Raw genomic sequence first — 18689 nt, forward strand, 5'->3', positions numbered from 1 at the left:
GCCTAGATCTCCCGGGCTACGCCACGGGCGCACCGCCGATGGCGCACGCCCGGCACGGAGGCCGCCCGCAGGTGCACTGCGTGATGGCGCCCAAGACGTCGTGGTCGTGGTAAAGGCACTGGTCCCGGCAGGTGTGGCGCGGAATGAACCCCGCCTGGATCTCGTCCGGCCAGGGCTCCTCGCCGTCACGGCAGCGCAGGAACAGCTCGGGATCGGCCACGTGCAGGTCCTCCATGCTCGCCCTGGCCTGGCTCTCCAGCCCCCGGGCCTGCGCGGTCACGGCCTTGAGCTGGTCGGCGAGACCGGAGTAGCGCTCGTCACCGGTCCGCACGTGCGCGGCCCGCAGAGCCATCACCGCGTTGCCCAGGAAGCGGCTCGCGTCCTGCAGGTCCGTGGTGTGGTGCATCTGGACGCCGGTGACGCCCCGCACCCAGACGGCGTCATTGTTCATGAAAGAACCTTTCCACTTTCGACTGGGTGCCAGCATAACCGGGTCTTTGCATCTCCTTGGTGCCGCGGCGACATTCTTTACGTTAGGCCTCGGGATGCGGCGGTCATTCGATCACCGGCCCCCTGCTTTTCTTAGGTGGGTCGTTGAGCTGGGAAGGCGATTGAATCCGACCGACCGGGCCGCCCCTTTCGGAGAATTCTCGATCATTTTTGGGAAGGCCCGGCCGGGAAACGATCCTCCTCCCGGAGAGAGTTTCACCCCCTGGTGTAACGGTGCTTTCCGCCGGGCGGGAAGTACTCCGGGTCGCCCTTCTCCCTCAGGGAGACGACCGGGTGCCGCCGCGCCGGGGGCACGTACGCGGCGAACTCGCTGTTGAGGCGCAGCAACTGGGCCAGGATCGACTCGCCGACCAGGCGCTCCGTCTCCTCGGAGCCGCGCACCCCGGCCGCCAGCTCGACCGCGACCGCCAGCCGCCGGTCGTGCCCGGCGTCCTCGGTCACCTCAAGAACGAACCTGCCCGTCACCAGGGAGCTGACCTGCGGCTGTTCGAGCCCGGCCGAGATGTTCTCCGGATAGACGTTCGCGCCGTAGTAGGAGACCGTGAAGTGGCTGCGGCCGAAGACGTAGGCGAACGGCAGGCGCGGCTCCGCCGAGGCCGGGCGGAAGCCGTGTCCCGCCAGGAAGCCGAGCATCCGGTCATGGGGGACCAGGCCGCCCTCGTCGGCGATGTGGTAGCGGACGAGCGGGACGCCGTTGTCACCGGAGAATAGCAGGGTCCCCTCGTGCTCCTCGAAGAAACGCACGGCCGGGTCGTACTGCAGGAGGGTCGGCAGCCGCTGCCGGCCGAACAGCTCCTCGGCCACCTCGGGGCGCTCGGCCAGGAAACGGCGGATGCGGATGGACAGCGGCGTCTCGTTGCCGAGCACCCCGGCGTCCGCGGTGCCGTACAGGGAGGCGGTGTCGAGCGCGGGGTCGGTCATCCCCGCCCGTTCGGCGACCAGGGTGCGCCACTGCTCGCTGAACACCTCCCCGGCGGTGACCAGCTTGATCGAGTAGTCGGCCCAGGGCACCCCCTCGGCGATCCCGGCGTCGATGACGTCCTTGAGGAAGGGGGGATAACCGAGCAGCACGACCTGGTCGAAGTGCGGGGCCAGCTCGGGGACCACCCGCAGGATCTCCCGCCGGTCGCTGCCGGGCGCGACGCAGGTGATCGGATACCCCCTGGCGGCCAGGTGGCGGCAGCAGGCCAGGGTGAACAGGCCGCCGACCCAGGTGCCGAGCGCGAAGCAGACGACCGCCAGCGTACGGCGCCCCGCCGCCCCGAAGGCGTCCCTGAAGACCTCCTCGAAGCGTTCGGAGATCACCTGCTCGTCGGCGACGGAACGAGGCCAGAACGACGGCGTCCCCGTCGATCCCGACGAGACCGAGATCATGTCCCCGATCACGCCGTCCCGGCACAGCTCGGGCAGGGGATAGCGGCGGGTGTAGGTGTCCTTGCTGGTCAGCGGCAGCTGTACGAAATCATCAAATGTCTTGATCCGGGCGGGATCGATGTCCCGCTCCCTGAGGAACGCGCCATAGGCGGGCACCGACGCCGCCACCCGATGAAACAGCTCGATCACGCGGTCACGAGGGTTCATCGCTCGACTGTACGGTCCGGCGCCCCGGCCGGGCGAGCACCCGGCCGGACGGGCCGGCGGCCCCCGGTCAAGGTGTCGATCAGGAGCCGGCGGCCACCCGGCCGGGACCACCTCAGGGGTTGCCCGCCCGGCGGTCGGGGGTCAGCAGGACGACCGTCCGCCGCTCCTCGGCCATGACCCGGTCATAGGTCGCCCAGTCGTCGTGGGTCCCGCCCGCCGCGCCGAAGACGAACCGCAGCAGCAGCCGCAGCCCCTCGGCGTCGATCCCGGGCAGCGGATCGTCCGGCCCGGCCAGCTCGACCGGCCCGTCCGCCGACGCCCACCGCCAGCCCGCGCGCAGCACCACCGAGGCGTACGGCCTGGCCCGCAGGTCGGCGAGCTTGCGGGAGTCACCCCTGACGACGAACCCGACGATCGGCCGCCCTGTGACGGGGTGGTCGAGCACCCCCGCGTTGACAACGGAGGAACGGATCGTCCCGTCTGAGCGGAAGGTCGAGACGACGGCCAGGCCGTGGTCGCCGCCGACCAGTTGCGCGAGGTCCGTGAGATCGGTCACCGTCCGACCCTAACCCTCCTCCTGGATCACGAAGGACTCGGTGCTCTCGGTGCTCTCGGTGCTCTCGGTGCTCTCGGTGGTTCCGGTGCTCTCGGTGGTCCCGGTGGTCCCGGTGGTCCCGGTGGTCCCGGTGGTCCCGGTGGTCCCGGTGGTGGTCTCGGCCGTGGCCCGGCCCGGCCTGCCCGGCTCGCCGTCCGTCGCGCCGCCGCCCGAGTGGCGCCGCAGCAGTTCGAGGTGCCTCAACAGGACGGGCCTGGCGTCGACGGCCAGCCGCTTGACCTGCGCCGAGGAACCGTCGGCCAGCTCCCTGGCCCCCCGGGCGAGCGACGCACGGCGGTCGATGGCCGCGACGGACAGCCACGCCCAGTCGAAGGCGTCCCCGTTCCTGGCGGAGATCCGGTTGTACTGGATGCGCTGCGCCGTGGTCGCCTCCTCGGGCAGGGACACCGCGAGCAACTGGGCCACCTGCCTGACCTCCGCGTCCAACCGCGTGTGATCGGCGACCAATCGCCTGCCCAGGGCCCGCACGTCCCGGTCGTGACCCTTGCGGACGGCGACCCTGCCCGCCGTGATCCCGGCCAGGTTGTCCTGGTGAGCCTGGACCAGGAACCTCCTGTCCTGCTCGTTGGTGCCCGGCGGCGCCGTGGACGCGACCGCGCCCGCGGTCGTACCGCTCAGCGCCATGACGGCGACGGCTGACAGGGCGATCATCTGCTGAATCATGCTGGCCTTTCCCCGCTGATCCGTGCTTGGAGACGTCACCTCCCTGCTATACGCGGCTCCCGATCTAGAGACCGGCACGTGGACGGCAAGCCCGGGGAAAGATCGCCGACGACTCCGGTGCGCTCAGTGGATGGCGACCCGGGGCCGGTACGGCTCGGCCAGGAAGGCGATCTCCTTGTCGGTCAGGGCCAGGTCGATCGCGGACACCGCGTCGTCCACGTGCCCGGTCTTGGTGGCGCCGACGATCGGGGCGGACACGCCGGGCTGCCGCAGCACCCAGGACAGCGCCACCTGAGCTGCGGGAACCCCACGCTCGGCGGCCACCTGGGCGACGCGGTCGAGGATCTGGCGGTTGTTCTCCACGTCGCTGTACAGGGCTCCGATCCGGGTGGCGTCGCTCTCCTCCCGCACGCTGCCCGGCTCCGAGCCCGCGCGGGCGAGCAGGCCCCTGGCCAGCGGGCTCCACGGGATCAGCCCAACCCCCTGGTCCGCGCACAGCGGGATCATCTCCCGCTCGTCCTCCCGATAAATCAGGTTGTAGTGATTTTGCATCGCGACGAATTTGGTCCAGCCGTTGGTCTCGGCGACGTGCTGGGCCTTGGCGAACTGCCAGGCGCTCATGCTGGAGGCGCCGATGTAGAGGGCCTTGCCGGAGGTGACCACGTCGTGCAGGGCGCGCATGGTCTCCTCGATCGGAGTCTCGGGGTCCCAGCGGTGGATCTGATAGAGGTCGACGTGGTCGACGCCCAGACGGCGCAGTGAGCCGTCGATGGCGGAGAAGACGTGCTTGCGGGACAGGCCCCGGTCGTTGACGCCTTCGCCGACGGGCAGGAAGACCTTGGTGGCCAGGATGTAGTCGTCCCGGTTCGGGAAGATCGCACGGAGCAGGTTTCCGGTGATCTCCTCGCTTCTGCCGCCCGAGTAGCCGTCGGCGGTGTCGTAGAAGGTCACCCCGGCCTCGGCGGCGTGCCGCACGATCGGCTCCGCCCGTTCCTCGTCGAGGATCCACTCACGCCACCGGGACGGGTCACCGTAGCTCATCATGCCGAGACAGATTCTCGACACCTTCATCCCGGTACTGCCCAGCCGTACATAGTCCATGTGGAACAACCTATTGGCCCTCCTTCTCGGAGGTCCTCGCTGGTCGGGGCCCGGCTGGAGTCCTCGCCGGGTACGGCGAGGCCGGGAGTGTTCGGTCGCAGGAGGGTTCATGCGGATGCCGGGGCTTGACCGGCCACCGGGACCGGTCAAGCCCGGGGGAGGGATCAGCTCACGTGCGCGTCGACGGTGGCGTTGTCGCCGTTTCCGCCGGTGTAGCGGGTGGTGAAGGCACCGTCGGTGCCGTCGAAGTCGTAGCTGTTACGGCCGTAGTAAGGGTTGTCCCAGTGGAAGCGGACCTGCTTGCCCGCGCGGGAGCAGTTGTCGGCGCGATACTTGATGGCGGCCTCGGTGCCGGTGAGGACGCCGTCGGACTCGGTCTTGAAGTAGTCGCTGCTGTGCGGGGCGATGCTGGAGTTGGGCTCGATCACCCAGATGCCGTGGTAGGTCTCCTTGCCGATCTGGGTCAGTGTGCAGTCGGTGTCGTTGTGGAAGACGACCTTGGTGCTGCGGGCGGCGTTGGACGCGGACTCGGAGGAGGCGTTGGCGGTGACCGGCGTCAGCAGGGTGACGGCGGCGATGCCGACGAGGGACCAGGTGACGATTCTCATGGAGATCCTTTCTGCGATTACCTGAGATGTGGCGCCAGTTCGATTACCGCGAGTAAAGCTAGCAGCACGGTGAGTTATCTCATCAGGCAATGGATCTGTGTTTCCCGGTAATCATTACCTGGCGTCACCGGGATTGGATCGGCCCTGGCCGCCGTGCCTGACCGTTGAAATCAGGGCGGGTCTTGCTCATCCGTATAAATATCGATTCGGGGCCGTTCCTGGACGATGAACAATCACACGAGACCGACGGTGAGTGATTCGTTTTGGTCGGGGTGGAACGTGCGAGACGGCAGGCGCCGTGAGCGGGCGGGAGAGGGTGGGTTCTTCTCGGTTGACCGGGGCGCCCCCGCGGGCGGCGTGGTTCGCTCACCCTGGACTTGATCTTCGATGACAGGTCCGGCAGCCTTTTCAGGAGGGCGATGCGTACCTGGGTTCTGGAGGGGTCGAATCGGATGGTTCTTGGAGCCGTGCAGTGGATCGCGCTGGGGGCCGGATGCCTCAATGTCGCATTGGGCGTCTACGCGCTGGCGACGAACCGGCTTCCTCGTGTTCCCTTCCTTCATCGGGGTTTTTTGCCTCGCCGATATGGATGGGGGCAACTGATGATGTCCCTCTTCGTATTCGTCGTCGCGTTGGAGCCGGCGATGATGGAATGGCCGTACGAGCTGCTCATCGCAGTGCTCATGTTCGGGTTCGGGGCCTGCCTCGCAGGAATGTGGACGATGTGCTCGGGAAAGCGGGCCCGGCAGACCCCCTGAACCCTTTTGGGATCGGAATCCGGGACGACACGGGAAGACCGCAATCGCGGCCTCGCAGGTGAGAGGGGCCTTTCCGGTGGGCGTGTGTACCGATCCGGAGAGCTTTGTAGGCTGCCTCCATGGCTCACCTTCTCTCCGTCAACGCCGGGCGCGGCCGTCCGGCGGACTACACCGACGCCGCCCTCACCGGGATCGACAAGCGCCCCGTGGCGGGGCCGGTGGCCGTGGCCGCGCCGGGCGGGCCGACGGGCACGGCCGGAAGCGGCGTCGCCGGGGACGTGATCGGGGACCTGCGTGACCACGGCGGCGACGACCAGGCGGTCTACGCCTACGCCAGGGAGGACCTCGACCTCTGGGAGACGGAGCTCGGGCGTGAGCTGTCCAACGGTGTCTTCGGGGAGAACCTCACCACCTCTGGCCTGGACGTCAACGGGGCGCTGATCGGCGAACGCTGGCGGATAGGGGCCGATCTGGTGCTCGAGGTCACCTCCGCGCGCATTCCCTGCCGGACCTTCGCGGGCTGGCTCGCGGAGAAGGGATGGGTACGGCGGTTCACCCAGGCCGCCAGGCCCGGCGCCTACCTCAGGGTCATCGAACCGGGGCGGATCGAGGCGGGGGACCGGGTCGAGATCGTCGCGCGTCCCGACCACGACGTGACGGTCGAGGTCCTCTTCCGTGCCCTGACCACCCAGGCGGAGTTGCTGCCCCGCACGCTCGCCGCGGGTGAGGCGCTCAACGTGTTGTCCGCCGAGCGGATCCGCAGGCGGCTCGAACGAGGGAACAGCGTGCCCTCCTGATCACGGGTCGCCGGTTCAGGCCCGACAATGCCGTTATGAGCTCATCTCCACACGACCATCCCCTGCCACCCGCCCGGATCGAGGAGGTCTCGGACGGCGTCTACGCCTACGTTCAGCCCGACGGGAGCTGGTGGGTCAACAACACCGGCTTCCTGGTCGGTGAACGCGGGGTGATCAGCGTGGACTCCTGCTCGACCGAACGCCGCACGCTGGCCTACCGCGAGGCGATCAGGTCGGTCACCGCGAACCCGATCACGACGCTGGTCAACACCCACCACCACGGCGACCACACCTTCGGCAACTTCGCCTTCCCCGAGGCGACGATCGTCGGCCACGAACGGACCAGGGAGGCGATCCTCGCCGAGGGCATCCCCGCCTACCGCACGATCGCCTGGACCGAGGTCGACTGGGGCGACCTGCGGGCCTGCCCGCCGTTCCTCACCTACACCGACGGCGTGACCGTGTACTCGGACGAGCTGCGCTGTGAGGTCCGGCACATCGGTGTACCCGCGCACACGACCAACGACTCCATCGTGTGGATCCCGGAGCGGTCGCTGCTGTTCGCGGGGGACCTGGTCTTCAACGGCGGTACGCCGTTCGTGCTGATGGGGTCGGTCCTGGGGTCGCTCGAAGCCCTCGACCGGATCGAGGAACTGGGCGCCACGACCATCGTCCCCGGGCACGGCGACGTCTGCGGCCCCGAGGTCATCGGCCGGGTGCGGGGATACCTGCGGTTCGTGATGGAGACCGCCGAGCGCGGCAGGGCGGCCGGTCTCTCGCCGCTGGAGACCGCCAGGGAGACCGACCTCGGCGAGTACGGCGGGCTGCTCGACCCCGAGCGGATCGTCGGCAACCTGCACCGGGCCTACGCCGACCTGGACGGGGCCTCCCTCGGCGGACCGGTCGACCTGACCGCCGTGATCACCGACATGCTGGCGTTCAACGGCGGCAAACCGCTGACCTGCCTGGCCTGACAGCGGCCTGACAGTGGCCCGAGCGGGGCCCGAGCGGGGCCCGAGCGGGGTCCGACCGCATCGCCGTACGGCGCGGCACTTGCGCGGTGGGCTGATTAGAACCGTCCAGCCGGGACAGGGAGGAGGCAACAGCAGGAGCGACTGATCGGACGGTGCCGATGGGCCAGCAAGTCGACAAGGACCGCTTCACCGAGGCGGAGTTCGCCCGCTTCGGGAAACGGCTGGAGGAGCAGCTCGACCAGCTTCGGGAGCTGCTCGCCAGGCCGGGCTTCGGCGCGGGACCGGCGACGATCGGGGCCGAGCTTGAGCTTTTCCTCGTCACCCCGGAGGGCAGGCCGCTTCCCCGCAACCACGAGGTGCGCGAGGCGGCGGACGACGAGCGCCTCGTGCCCGAGCTGGGCAGGTTCAACCTGGAGGTCAACCTCACGCCGCTGCCGCTCGCCGGGCGCCCGTTCACGGGGCTGGTGCGCGAGCTGGAGGAGACCATGGCCATGGCGGACGCGGCGGCGGCGACCCAGGGCGGCCGGGTCGTGGCGATCGGAATCCTGCCCTCGCTCAGCGAGTTCGACTTCACCCACGAGGCGCTCAGCGACGAGAGCCGCTACCGGGCGCTGAGCCGGGGGATGCGGCGGCTGCGCGCCGAGCCGTTCCGGGTGAGCATCGAGGGGGCCGAGCAGCTGGAGCTCGAAGTCGAGGGGGTGATCCTGGAGAGCGCGAACACCTCCTGGCAGGTGCACTTCCGCACGCCTCCGGGTGACTTCGCCCGCGTCTACAACGCCTCCCAGCTGGCCATCGGGCCCGTCCTGGCGGTGAGCGGCAACTCGCCGGGCTTCCTGGGCAGGCGGTTGTGGGAGGAGACCAGGATCGCCCTGTTCGAGGAGGCCGCCGACGACCGTGACGTGGAGCGGCGCGACCGCAGGGACAGGCGGGTCGCCTTCGGCTCCGGGTGGGTGACCGGGGCAGGGGAGATCTTCGAGGCGTGTGTCCGCGACTACGAGCCGGTGCTGCCGATGACCTGGAAGGAGAGCCAGGAGCGGGAGGTGCCCGAACTGGCCGAGCTGCGGCTGCACCAGGGCACGGTGTGGCAGTGGAACAGGCCTGTCTACGATCCGGCGGACGGCGGTCACCTGCGGGTGGAGATGCGTTCCCTGCCCGCGGGGCCGACGCCGCTGGACATGGCGGCCAACAGCGCGTTCCTGCTCGGACTCACCGCCGCCCTGGCCGTCGAGCCGGTCGAGGAGTTCCCCTTCTCCGCCGCCTACCGCAACTTCTACCGGGCCGCGATCCACGGCCTGGACGCGCCACTGGCCTGGCCGGGCAGGCCGGGGGAGATCCCGGCGGCGCGGCTGGCGCTCGACCTGCTCCCCGCGGCCGCCGCCGGGCTCGAACGGGTCGGTGTGCTGCCCGAGGAGGCCGAGTGGACGTTGAACATCATCCGGGAGCGGGTCGGGCGGCGCCGTACCGGGTCGGTCTGGCAGCGGGAGGCGCTCGGTGACCTCGCCGGGGACCCGGCGGCACGGGCCAGGATGGTGGCCCGCTACCGGGAACTGGCGCTGACCGGCGCGCCCGTGCACACCTGGCCGGCATGATCCCCCAGAAATGATCACAAAAGGGACCCGAGACCGGCATACTCGTGAACTCCACATCTCGACCGCCTGCCAGGACGGCCGTCGGAGAAGGAGAATCCCCTTATGAGCGCGATGACGGCCACGGCGGTTGAACCGTTCGAGCTGAGACGTGACGACGGCGACCTGGCGGCCGGAGCCGTGGCACTGGGGAGATGGCTCAAGCGGGTCCCCCTGGAGACCGTGCTGACCAAGGCGAACCGGGTGGCGATCAGGAAGGGAGCGGCCGGGACCAGGGCGTTCGGCACGATGAACCCCAAACCGGTCGACTGGTACTGCTTCGACGCCGCGGACAACGAGGTCACCGACTGGTACCCCCAGGGCCTGACCTGCTCCTCCGACGCGGGCCTGGCCAGGAACGCCTTCGTGGTGAGCTGGTACTTCAAACCCCAGTCCACGCCGGAACGGGGCATCCGGCTGTCCTTCCTCGACCCGGCCACGTTGCGCTACCGGCACGTCCTGCTCGTGGTGGCCGACACCGCCGGCGGCATCTCCCCGATCAACATCCACGCCGGAGGCGTCGCCTGGTACGGCGACCTGCTGTACGTCGCCGACACCGAGCGGGGCATGCGGGTGTTCGACACCCGGCAGATCTTCGAGGTGAACGGCGACGGCACGACCACGATCGGCAGGAGGGGCGGGGTGTACACCGCCTTCGGCTACCGCTACGTGATGCCGCAGACCGGCGCCTGGAGCCGTACGGGCGAGGCCAGGTTCTCCTTCGCGGCCGTGGACCGGAGCACCGCCCCCGGCACGCTGGTCTCCGGAGAGTACGTGGAGACCCGGCAGGAGGGCGGCAGGGTCGCCCGCTGGGCCTTCGACCAGGACGGCTCCCTGCGGGCCGACGACGCCGGGGTCGCCAGGGCCGTGGACGCCCACCTCCTGCCCGAGCCGAAGATCCAGGGCGCGCTCTCCTGCAACGGGACCTGGTACCTCAGCCAGGGCGCGGGCTCCACCAGGAACGGCGCCCTGCTCGTGGCGGGGGAGACGGTGGCCAGGCGGCCCTACCCGAGCGGTCCCGAGGACCTCACCTGCGTCCGGGACGGGAACACGCTGTGGAGCGTCACCGAGTTCGCGGGACGCCGCGCGGTCTTCGGCGTCCCCCTGTAGACCGGCCCCCGCGGCGAGGCTCAGTGCAGGGAGCCGCCGACCAGGCGCAGGTCGTCACCCACGGAGACGGCGGCGGTCACGATGGCGGTCAGCGCCGTCGCCGCCGTCGCCGAGGGCATCGAGGGCGCAGCGGGCACGCCGCGGCCCAGGGCCTGCTCCGGGGTGAACGGCAGGTGCACGAACCCGCCGCGCATCCTGGGCCGCTCGGTGGCGATCAGGTGCATCAGGCCGTAGAAGAGGTGGTTGCAGACGAACGTCCCGGCGCTCTGCGAGACGCTCGCGGGCACCGAGGCGGCCCTGGCCGCCGCGACGCACGCCTTGACCGGCAGCGTGGCGAAGTAGGCCGCTGGACCGCCGCGCACCACGGGCTCGTCGATCGGCTGCCGTCCCGCGTTGTCCGGGATGCGGGCGTCGTCGAGGTTGACGGCCACCCGTTCGACCGTCACGTCCGGTCTGCCCCCGGCCTGGCCGACGCAGACGACCACTGACGGGTCGTGCTCGGCCACCGCCGCCCGCAACCGCTCCAGCGACTCGCCGAACACGCACGGCAACCGTACGGCCCGCACCCCCGGGACGAGGCTGACCGCCTCCCAGGACGGATTGACCGAGGAGCCGTCGAACGGCTCGAAGCCGGTCAGCAGGACGGTCATCGTCGTTTCGCGGGCAGGGCACAGGCGGGGGTGCCGCCCGGCAGGCGATGGCGGTTGGCCGCGACGAGCCGGTAACCCCAGTGGGCCACCCAGCGCAGCGGCGGGACCCGCAGCGCGTGCCCGGCCAGGCTCCACGGCCTCCCGGCGGCCAGGAACAGCCGGGCGACGGCCTGCGCGCCGCCGTACAGACGGCCGTCCTCGGCCCACAGGACCTCGTGCTCCGCGCGTTCCCGCGTGGTGCCGAACTCGGCGAGGTCCGCGAACTGCCAGGGGACCGGGCGCGCGCGCAGACCGATCCTGCGTTCGGCGAACCCGATGCAGGTGGCGCAGAAACCGCAGTCGCCGTCATACAACAGCACTGGTTGTCCCGTCATGGGAAAAAGGTACCCATCCGGCGGGAGGGGATACCGATGCAGGGTCAACGGGAGAGGGGGCCGTCGAGGTAACGGAACGCCTCGTGGGCGGAGCGGAGACTGTCCCGCAGGGCACGCCGCAACTGCTCGGCGTCCTCGCTGAGGTTGCCGATCTCCGGGGCGAGGAACCGGGCGGCGCCCGTCTCGGCGACCAGTTGCTCGTACTCGGGAAGCTGCGCGCGCAGCACCTCGATCTGCCCCTGGGAGACGAGGGCGTGGTCGGCCTGCGTCACGTGGGCGGCGTATCGTTCGAGCGCCTCGACCCGCGCGACGACGGCCGCCTCGCTGGCCGCGAGGGCCCGCTCCATCGGCGCCATGGCGGCGGCGACCTCGGGGGTCCTGCCGCCCCTGGCCATGTGACGGTGCCTGGCCCGCAGCTCCGACAGCTTGGTCAGCAGCCGGGCGATCTGCCACTCCTCCGCCGGGAGCATCACCGCGTTGCGCACGCTGTCGAGCATGCCCATGACGTTGACCCGGGAGCGGAGGATGTGGTCGATCGCCCGCTGTGCCCGGCCGAGCAGTTCCCTGGCGCCGTAGTCGAAGTCCTCAATGATCAGGTAGCCCCCCTGGTAGTGCCGGGCGTGCCGGTACAGGACGCGCTCGACCGAGTCGGCGGGGGCGGGCTTCGTCGCCAGGTAGATGACACCCAGGACGGTCAGGCAGATGACGGCGGCGGTGATGGAGAAGGCCAGCGGGACTCCGACGAGGAGCGTGCCGCCCAGCCCCGCCAGCATCGTGGCGCCGAAGGTGGCCGTGATCACCGCCGGGACGCGTGCGGCACCGTCCGGTTCGGGATTCCAGCCGGATCTGAACCGGGAGAGCAGGCGTCCGTTCCGGCGCATGAGGCTGGCGACTTCGGCCGGTACCTCCGGATCGACCACCACGCGATGCACAGGCTCGCCCCTTCCACCACGGCTGACGAACGTGGCGATCAACCGTTTTTTTGCATTATGTGTCCCTCTATGGTGCCTCCTCAGCGGTAAGAACCGCGTGTGAAACGTGACGTTGAGTTTTCGATCAGCGCGGCGGGGGCCTCCAGGACCACCGGAGACCCCCGTCGCGAGCTGCTCAGACGACCCCGAGCGCCGTCTTCCCCACGACGTCGTGGACCAGGTTGGCGTTCGGCGGGTGGAAACCGCCCGCCCTGACGTCGCGGTAGAGACGTTCGAGCTCGTTCCTGCGGAAGAACGCGCCGCCACCCGCGACACGCAGGGCCAGGTCGACGACCTCCTTGGCCCCCTCGACCGCGTTGTACTTGGCGCCGAAGAGCCTGGCGGGCCAGGTGGCGCCGTGGTCGGCGCCCCGCGCCCAGTCCCTGGCGACGGCGTCGATCTGGGCCTCGACGGCCTGCAGCCTCAGCGCCGCCTCGGCGACGTTCCACTGCACCAGCGGGTGCTCGGCCAGGGACCTGCCCCCGAGCTCCAGGGAGGTGGCCCGCCTGACTCCCGCCACGGCAAGGTCGAGGGCGCGTTCGGCGATGCCGTAGTAGACGTTGCCGAACAGCGGGAAGACCCAGCCGAAGACGCTCGCGACGAACGGGTCGCCCGTCGGCCCCGCGGGCAGCACCCGCGTGACGTACGGGGCGGCGGCCTCGACGCCCTCAAGGATCGTGTCGTGGCTGCTGGTCGCCCGCGCCCCCAGGGTGTCCCACACCTCCTTGGTCCGGTGGCCGGGGTCCTCACGCCTGATGAAGGCGTGCACGACCTTGGGGGCGTCCGGGTCGGTCGTGTCCAGGGCGTGCAGGCCCAGCCAGTCCCAGATGGGGGACAGGGAGGTGAAGGTCTTGCGGCCGTGGAAGCGGTAGCCCCCGTCGCCGGTCGGCTCCGCCCTGACGACGGAGTACCCGAGTCCCAGGTCGTTGCCCGCCTCGCCGTGCCCGGCCGCGATCACCCTGCCCGCCGCCGCCTCGCGCAGCAGCCAGTCAAGCGAGTCGTCCCCGGCGTGGTGCAGGTCGGCGGCGACGCCGGTCCAGTAGAGGTGCATGTTGATGCCGAGAGCGGTCGCCCCCGCGCGGTAGGCGAGCCTGCGCTGTTCGAGCGCGACCTCGGGCAGGGTGAAGCCGTGCCCGCCCAACTCCTCGGGCACGGCGATCCCGAGGTATCCGAGGTCCCGCAGCTCCTCGAAGTCCTGGGTGAAGAAGACGTTGTCCCGGTCGTATTCGGGGGCGCGCTTGGCGACCCCTTCGAGCAACTCGTCGGTGAGCAGCCTTCTGCCTTCCTGGTGACCCATGGTGCCTCGCTTTCGACGCCCTTCACTGCTCGCCATCGAAACATCGCAGGCTCGGGAAATCAATAAAACCGATAGGTAATACATGGATTTGTCGGGATTCGCCCGCCGAGGCGTGCGTGGGCCGATATCCAAGAGGACCCATGGGGAAATGTCGCTTCATGTCCGAAAGCAGGATTGGATGCCGCAAGTTCGGACGACGTGGTGACCCACGCGATCGCATGAGCGGCCGTGGGTCACCGGTACGTGGGAAACGAAAAACCCCGGACCCTTGCCGGGCCGGGGTTTCGTTGTCGTGGTGGACGATACAGGGATTGAACCTGTGACCTCTTCCGTGTCAGGGAAGCGCTCTCCCGCTGAGCTAATCGTCCTTGGGGAACATCAGAGCGGAAGACGGGATTCGAACCCGCGACCCTCACCTTGGCAAGGTGATGCTCTACCACTGAGCCACTTCCGCACAACCGCCTCGGGTCTCCCCTCGGCCGCACTCGCGCTACCTTACCGGATGCCGTAGGCCCCGATGTCGGCGCACTGAGGTGGAGACGGGATTTGAACCCGTGTACACGGCTTTGCAGGCCGTTGCCTCGCCTCTCGGCCACTCCACCAGTCAGGCCCTCGCGGACCTGCCGGAGCGGAAGACGGGATTCGAACCCGCGACCCTCACCTTGGCAAGGTGATGCTCTACCACTGAGCCACTTCCGCGTGTCGCCCGGAACGATGTCCGGTGCACGGGAAAACTCTAGCGCCTCCGGCGGGCGGATGCGCGCAACCGAGGCGGTGTACGGAAGATCGTCATGGTGAGATCACCTGGACGTCGGAGGCGCGGACGAACATCACCCGGTGGCCGAACTGGATCTGCCGGTAGCGCGCGTCCCCCGTGACGACCCGGTGCCGCACCGCGGCCGTGGCGGACGAGCGCAGGTAGGACCCCCTCGTCGTCAGCCCCAGGCTGTAGAACTGCCCGGCGGGCAGGGAGTACTGCAACGGGACGAGTCGCTGCGCGGACACGCCTCTGGGGTAGGCGGAGCGCTCGGGATAGGCCCTGCCGTACAACCTGACGGAGGAGCGGCCGGGCTTCGGGGTCACCAGGCTTCCCGAGGCGGGCACCGAGGCCGGTTCGCCGGCGGGGTCGTGGAACCAGGCCTTCTGGCCCAAATACCAGATGGCCGTCCAGTCGTCCTCGCGGCCCGCCAGGGCGTAGCGCTGACCGGTGGAGGCGCGGGCCGCGTGGTCGTAGACGTTGTAGGTCGAGTCGCCGCCGGGGTGCCTGCCGATGTCCCTGACCAGCGGCGCCTCATCGGAGGGGGCGCTGTACAGCCAGACCGAGGCCGCGCTCGCGGGCACGCACTCCCCGGAGGGGAGACAGCCGGTGAGATAGGGCTGGTTGAGGACGTAGTCGGGCTTGATCATCACCGAGCGCGCGTCCTGGTCCCCTGAGGCGGTCAGCGGGTGGCCGAGCAACTCGAAGTAGTGGGCCCAGTCCCAGTAGGGACCGGGGTCCTGGTGCATGCCGCGGACGGTCTCCGGGGTGGTGCCCGGCACGTTGTCGTGGCCGAGGATGTGCGCCCGGTCGAGGGGGATGTCGTAACGCTCGGCGAGATGCGCCACCAGCCTGGCCGACGCCTGGTACATCGCCTCGGTGAACCAGGCCCCCTTGGCGAGGTAGCCCTCGTGCTCGATGCCGATCGAGCGGGAGTTGAAGTACCAGTTGCCGGCGTGCCAGCCGATGTCGTCGCACCTCAGGTGCTGGGCGATGTGCCCGTCGCCGGAACGCACGGTGTAGTGCCAGCTCAGGTAGTCGGGGTTCTTGACGAGCCTGGTCATCGCGTCGTAGGAGGTCTCCCCGTCGTGGATGACGATGTAGTCGACCTGGCGGTGGCCGTCGTAGCGGTCGTGGTTGCCGTGCCCGCCGTTCCTCGTGCGCCGGTAGGCGGCGGGAATCCACTCGCAGGAGACCTCGGGGGGGCAGTCGGGCGTGACGGTGCCGGACGCGCGGCGCAGCCCGGGTGTCCCCGTCCCGGCCGGTCCCAGGCCGGGCGCGGGCGGCAGGACGATCCGCTCGCCGCTGTCGGTCACGCGGGAGGCCCCGGTGCGCATCGTCGCGTAGACCGCGTCGGCGAAGGCCCGTCCGGCTTCGGTCTCGCCGGGTCCCGCGTACCGCGCGACCGCGGCGTACCAACCGGCCGCGCCGGCGTCCGGCCTGCCTCCGGAGCGCCGTCGGTGGTCGGCGAGCAGCGCCGCCCCCGCCCGGATGTTCGCGGCCGGGTCCGCGCGCAGCACGCCGGGGGCGATCCCGGTCAGCTCGGCGGCCCGGCGCAGGGTGTCCTCGGGTGGCGCGGGCGCCACGTCCCGGGTCCTGACCCGGTACGGCCTGCTCTCGTCGCCTCGGGGGTCACCCTCGGCGTCCCGGTGGACGCCGTCCTCTGCGGAGGCACGGGAGGCGGCCCGGGTGACGGCCCGGCCGTCGACCAGGTGCATGGGGCCGTAGCCGCCCGCGACGCTGGGCAGCCCGCCGTTGACGTCCCAGCGGGACTCCAGGTAGGACACGGCCAGCAGCACGTTCTCCGGCACGCCGTATTCTCCGGCCGCCCGGGCGAAGGCCTCCCGCAGGCTCGCGGGGGCGGCAGGGGACGCGGAGCCGTACGGCGGGGCCTGCCAGGCGGGTGCCGGAGCCGCCACCGAGAGGGCGGCGACGATCGATATCCCCGGCAGACGGCGCATGAGGTTCCCTTCCGGCGTGATCACTACCCAGAGTTATGGGTGATCGCGGATCGTCTTATGGCCGGGCGGAGGGAGATCCACGGCAATCTTTTCTGCCCGGAATCGGGCAGAAAACTTGGTAAACGCCAACATGGCTGCGTATGGTCCTCCTCTGTGTCGACGGCATGGCATCCCCACGAGGACCTCATCGCCCACCTGACCCGGACGAGCGCGCTCGGCCCGGGGGAGGCCGCGAGGGTGGTGGCGGACGTGCTGGCCTACTTCTCCGAGCCCACCGAGGAGTTCGTCCGGCGGCGTCACGCCGAGCTCAAGTCCAGGGGGCTGGTCAACGACGCGATCTTTCCCAGGATCGCCGCCGAGCTGAGCTCCCGCCGTGTCGCCGCACCGGAACTCTCCCTGCGCCAGTTGCGCCGGATCGTCTACGGGTAAGGAGCGGTCAGATGTGCGGAATCGTGGCCTATGTGGGGCCGAAGGACGCGGCCCCCATCCTGCTTGAGGGCCTGCAGCGCCTTGAGTACCGCGGCTACGACTCGGCCGGCGTGGTGGTCTCCAACAGAGGCCTGAAGATGCGCAAGGTCAAGGGCAGGGTCGCCGACCTGGCGGCCGTGGTGCCCGCCAGGTTCAAGGGAACCCTGGGCATCGGGCACACCCGCTGGGCGACCCACGGCGCGCCCAGCGACGTCAACGCCCACCCGCACCTGTCCGCCGACGAGCGCGTCGCCGTCGTGCACAACGGCATCATCGAGAACGCCGACGAGCTGCGGGCCAAGCTGGAGGCCGACGGCGCGGTCTTCCTGTCGGAGACCGACACCGAGGTGCTCGCCCACCTGATCGCCCGCACCGTCGAGGACACCGACTCGCTGGCGGAGGCGGTCCGCGCCGCGCTCAAGCGGGTCGTCGGCACCTACGGCGTCGCGGTGGTCGACGCCCGGCGCCCCGGCGAGGTGGTCGTGGCGCGCAACGGCAGCCCGATCGTGCTGGGCATCGGCGAGAAGGAGATGTTCGCCGCCTCGGACGTGGCCGCGCTGGTCCGCTACACCCGCCAGGTGGTGCACCTGGAGGACGGTGAGCTCGCGGTGCTGAAGGCCGACGGCTTCAACACCTTCTCCAGCGACGCGCGGGAGACGGCCAAGGAGCCGCTGACGGTCGACTGGGAGGCCGGGCACTACGACACCGGCGGCTACGAGCACTACCTGCTCAAGGAGATCTCCGAGCAGCCGGAGACGGTCGCCAGGACGCTGCGCGGGCGCCTCGACGACCGCTTCCACATCGCCCATCTGGGCGGGCTCAACATGGACGCGCGCGAGAGCCGCTCCTTCCGCCGGGTGAAGATCATCGGGTGCGGCTCGGCCTACTACTCGGGCCAGATCGGCGCCCAGCTCATCGAGGAGCTGGCGCGCATCCCGTCGGACGCCGAGCCCGCCAGCGAGTTCCGCTACCGCAGCCCGGTCGTCGAGCCGGACACCCTCTACGTGGCGATCAGCCAGTCGGGGGAGACCTACGACACCCTGGCCGCCGTCCAGGAGCTCAAGCGCAAGGGCGGCCGGGTGCTCGGCATCGTCAACACCGTCGGCAGCGCCATCGCCAGGGAGGTCGACGGCGGTCTCTACCTGCACGCGGGCCCCGAGGTCTCGGTGGCGAGCACCAAGGCCTTCACCTCGACCGCGGTCGCCTTCGCGCTGCTCGCGCTGCACCTGGGACGGGTGCGCGACCTGTCGCCCGCCGACGGCCGGCGCATCGTGGAGGGCCTTCGCGCGCTGCCCGGCCAGATCGAGGAGATCCTCGCCCTCGAACCCCGGATCAAGGAGCTGGCCGGCAAGTACGCCGACTCGCCGAGCATGATGTTCGTCGGCAGGGTCAGGGGATACCCGGTGGCCAGGGAGGGCGCGCAGAAGCTCAAGGAGGTCTCCTACGTGCACGCCGAGGCCTACCCGGCCAGCGAGCTCAAGCACGGGCCGCTGGCGCTGATCGGCCCGGAGATGCCGACCGTGGCGGTCGTCCCCGACGACGAGCTGCTGGACAAGAACCTCACCACGCTGGGGGAGATCCGCGCGCGCGGCGGGCGGGTGCTCATGGTCGGGCACCGGGAGGCCGATCCCAAGCTGGCCGACGACTGCCTGGTGGTGCCCAGGAACGAGATCGAGCTCGACCCGATCCTGCTGTCGATCCCGCTGCAGCTGTTCGCCTACCACGCGGCCGTCGCGCTCGGCCGCGACGTGGACAAGCCGCGCAACCTCGCCAAGAGCGTCACCGTGGAGTGATCGCGGACCATCCCTGATGCCCCAATTGCGGTGCAGAGAGTGACATATCTGCAACGTAGGGTATCGAGAGATCTG

18 protein-coding genes and 4 tRNA genes are annotated in these 18689 nt (G+C 70.1%); 7 read left to right on the forward strand and 15 right to left on the reverse strand.

Annotated features, from left to right (window positions below):
• Positions 1–16 precede the first annotated feature (16 nt).
• The 6 genes from ACFYY8_RS16595 to ACFYY8_RS16620 all read right to left on the reverse strand — a co-directional run bounded on the left by ACFYY8_RS16595 (position 17) and on the right by ACFYY8_RS16620 (position 5079).
• On the reverse strand, positions 17–451 hold the full coding sequence (locus ACFYY8_RS16595; protein ID WP_390041498.1) for a hypothetical protein: 435 nt from the start codon (positions 449–451) through the stop codon (positions 17–19).
• 254 nt (positions 452–705) lie between these two features.
• Complete coding sequence (locus tag ACFYY8_RS16600; RefSeq protein ID WP_390041500.1) at positions 706–2091, reverse strand: phenylacetate--CoA ligase family protein; 1386 nt, start codon at positions 2089–2091, stop codon at positions 706–708.
• A gap of 112 nt (positions 2092–2203) precedes the next feature.
• The gene (locus ACFYY8_RS16605; protein ID WP_390041502.1) at positions 2204–2647 is read right to left on the reverse strand and encodes a pyridoxamine 5'-phosphate oxidase family protein; all 444 of its coding nucleotides are present in this window, start codon (positions 2645–2647) and stop codon (positions 2204–2206) included.
• A gap of 9 nt (positions 2648–2656) precedes the next feature.
• On the reverse strand, positions 2657–3358 hold the full coding sequence (locus ACFYY8_RS16610) for a DUF4142 domain-containing protein (protein WP_390041504.1): 702 nt from the start codon (positions 3356–3358) through the stop codon (positions 2657–2659).
• A 135-nt stretch (positions 3359–3493) separates the two neighbouring features.
• The gene (locus ACFYY8_RS16615; RefSeq protein WP_390041506.1) at positions 3494–4471 is read right to left on the reverse strand and encodes an aldo/keto reductase; all 978 of its coding nucleotides are present in this window, start codon (positions 4469–4471) and stop codon (positions 3494–3496) included.
• A gap of 164 nt (positions 4472–4635) precedes the next feature.
• The gene (locus ACFYY8_RS16620) at positions 4636–5079 is read right to left on the reverse strand and encodes an aegerolysin family protein (protein WP_390041509.1); all 444 of its coding nucleotides are present in this window, start codon (positions 5077–5079) and stop codon (positions 4636–4638) included.
• A gap of 419 nt (positions 5080–5498) precedes the next feature.
• On the opposite strand from ACFYY8_RS16620, the gene ACFYY8_RS16625 reads away from it, so the two are divergent.
• The 5 genes from ACFYY8_RS16625 to ACFYY8_RS16645 all read left to right on the forward strand — a co-directional run bounded on the left by ACFYY8_RS16625 (position 5499) and on the right by ACFYY8_RS16645 (position 10343).
• Positions 5499–5837, forward strand: coding sequence for a hypothetical protein (locus ACFYY8_RS16625; protein ID WP_390041511.1), 339 nt, complete (start codon positions 5499–5501; stop codon positions 5835–5837).
• Positions 5838–5956: 119 nt separating this feature from the next.
• Positions 5957–6634, forward strand: a complete 678-nt coding sequence (locus ACFYY8_RS16630) for an MOSC domain-containing protein (RefSeq protein WP_390041513.1) — start codon at positions 5957–5959, stop codon at positions 6632–6634.
• Between the two features lie 35 nt (positions 6635–6669).
• Positions 6670–7608, forward strand: a complete 939-nt coding sequence (locus ACFYY8_RS16635; RefSeq protein ID WP_390041515.1) for an MBL fold metallo-hydrolase — start codon at positions 6670–6672, stop codon at positions 7606–7608.
• A 158-nt stretch (positions 7609–7766) separates the two neighbouring features.
• Positions 7767–9197 (forward strand): glutamate--cysteine ligase, encoded by a 1431-nt coding sequence (locus ACFYY8_RS16640; RefSeq protein WP_390041517.1) that lies wholly within the window; start codon positions 7767–7769, stop codon positions 9195–9197.
• 102 nt (positions 9198–9299) lie between these two features.
• The gene (locus tag ACFYY8_RS16645) at positions 9300–10343 is read left to right on the forward strand and encodes a hypothetical protein (protein WP_390041519.1); all 1044 of its coding nucleotides are present in this window, start codon (positions 9300–9302) and stop codon (positions 10341–10343) included.
• A gap of 20 nt (positions 10344–10363) precedes the next feature.
• Here the strand turns inward: ACFYY8_RS16645 and pcp are convergent, their stop codons facing one another.
• The 9 genes from pcp to ACFYY8_RS16690 all read right to left on the reverse strand — a co-directional run bounded on the left by pcp (position 10364) and on the right by ACFYY8_RS16690 (position 16353).
• Positions 10364–10993, reverse strand: a complete 630-nt coding sequence (gene pcp, locus ACFYY8_RS16650; RefSeq protein ID WP_390041521.1) for a pyroglutamyl-peptidase I — start codon at positions 10991–10993, stop codon at positions 10364–10366.
• Positions 10990–11367 (reverse strand): DUF393 domain-containing protein, encoded by a 378-nt coding sequence (locus tag ACFYY8_RS16655; RefSeq protein ID WP_352011603.1) that lies wholly within the window; start codon positions 11365–11367, stop codon positions 10990–10992. The genes pcp and ACFYY8_RS16655 overlap by 4 nt, the downstream gene beginning before the upstream one ends.
• A 44-nt stretch (positions 11368–11411) precedes the next feature.
• Positions 11412–12299, reverse strand: a complete 888-nt coding sequence (locus ACFYY8_RS16660; protein WP_390041523.1) for a hypothetical protein — start codon at positions 12297–12299, stop codon at positions 11412–11414.
• Between the two features lie 175 nt (positions 12300–12474).
• Positions 12475–13635: an acyl-CoA dehydrogenase family protein gene (locus ACFYY8_RS16665; RefSeq protein WP_390041525.1), complete on the reverse strand. Its 1161-nt coding sequence runs from the start codon at positions 13633–13635 to the stop codon at positions 12475–12477.
• Between the two features lie 293 nt (positions 13636–13928).
• Positions 13929–14003: transfer RNA gene (locus ACFYY8_RS16670), tRNA-Val, on the reverse strand.
• Between the two features lie 14 nt (positions 14004–14017).
• A tRNA-Gly gene (locus ACFYY8_RS16675) sits at positions 14018–14089 on the reverse strand.
• Positions 14090–14166: 77 nt separating this feature from the next.
• Positions 14167–14237: transfer RNA gene (locus tag ACFYY8_RS16680), tRNA-Cys, on the reverse strand.
• Positions 14238–14262: 25 nt separating this feature from the next.
• Positions 14263–14334: transfer RNA gene (locus ACFYY8_RS16685), tRNA-Gly, on the reverse strand.
• Between the two features lie 90 nt (positions 14335–14424).
• Positions 14425–16353 (reverse strand): N-acetylmuramoyl-L-alanine amidase, encoded by a 1929-nt coding sequence (locus ACFYY8_RS16690; RefSeq protein ID WP_390041527.1) that lies wholly within the window; start codon positions 16351–16353, stop codon positions 14425–14427.
• Between the two features lie 153 nt (positions 16354–16506).
• Between ACFYY8_RS16690 and ACFYY8_RS16695 the strand changes: the two genes are divergently transcribed.
• Both ACFYY8_RS16695 and glmS read left to right on the forward strand, forming a co-directional pair.
• Positions 16507–16782, forward strand: a complete 276-nt coding sequence (locus tag ACFYY8_RS16695; RefSeq protein WP_352011606.1) for a hypothetical protein — start codon at positions 16507–16509, stop codon at positions 16780–16782.
• A gap of 11 nt (positions 16783–16793) precedes the next feature.
• Entirely contained in the window at positions 16794–18614 is a 1821-nt protein-coding gene (gene glmS / locus ACFYY8_RS16700) for a glutamine--fructose-6-phosphate transaminase (isomerizing) (RefSeq protein WP_390041530.1), read from the forward strand.
• Positions 18615–18689: the final 75 nt, after the last annotated feature.

Origin of the sequence: Streptosporangium sp. NPDC001559, from assembly GCF_042893955.1 — a bacterium.
Lineage (GTDB): Bacteria > Actinomycetota > Actinomycetes > Streptosporangiales > Streptosporangiaceae > Streptosporangium.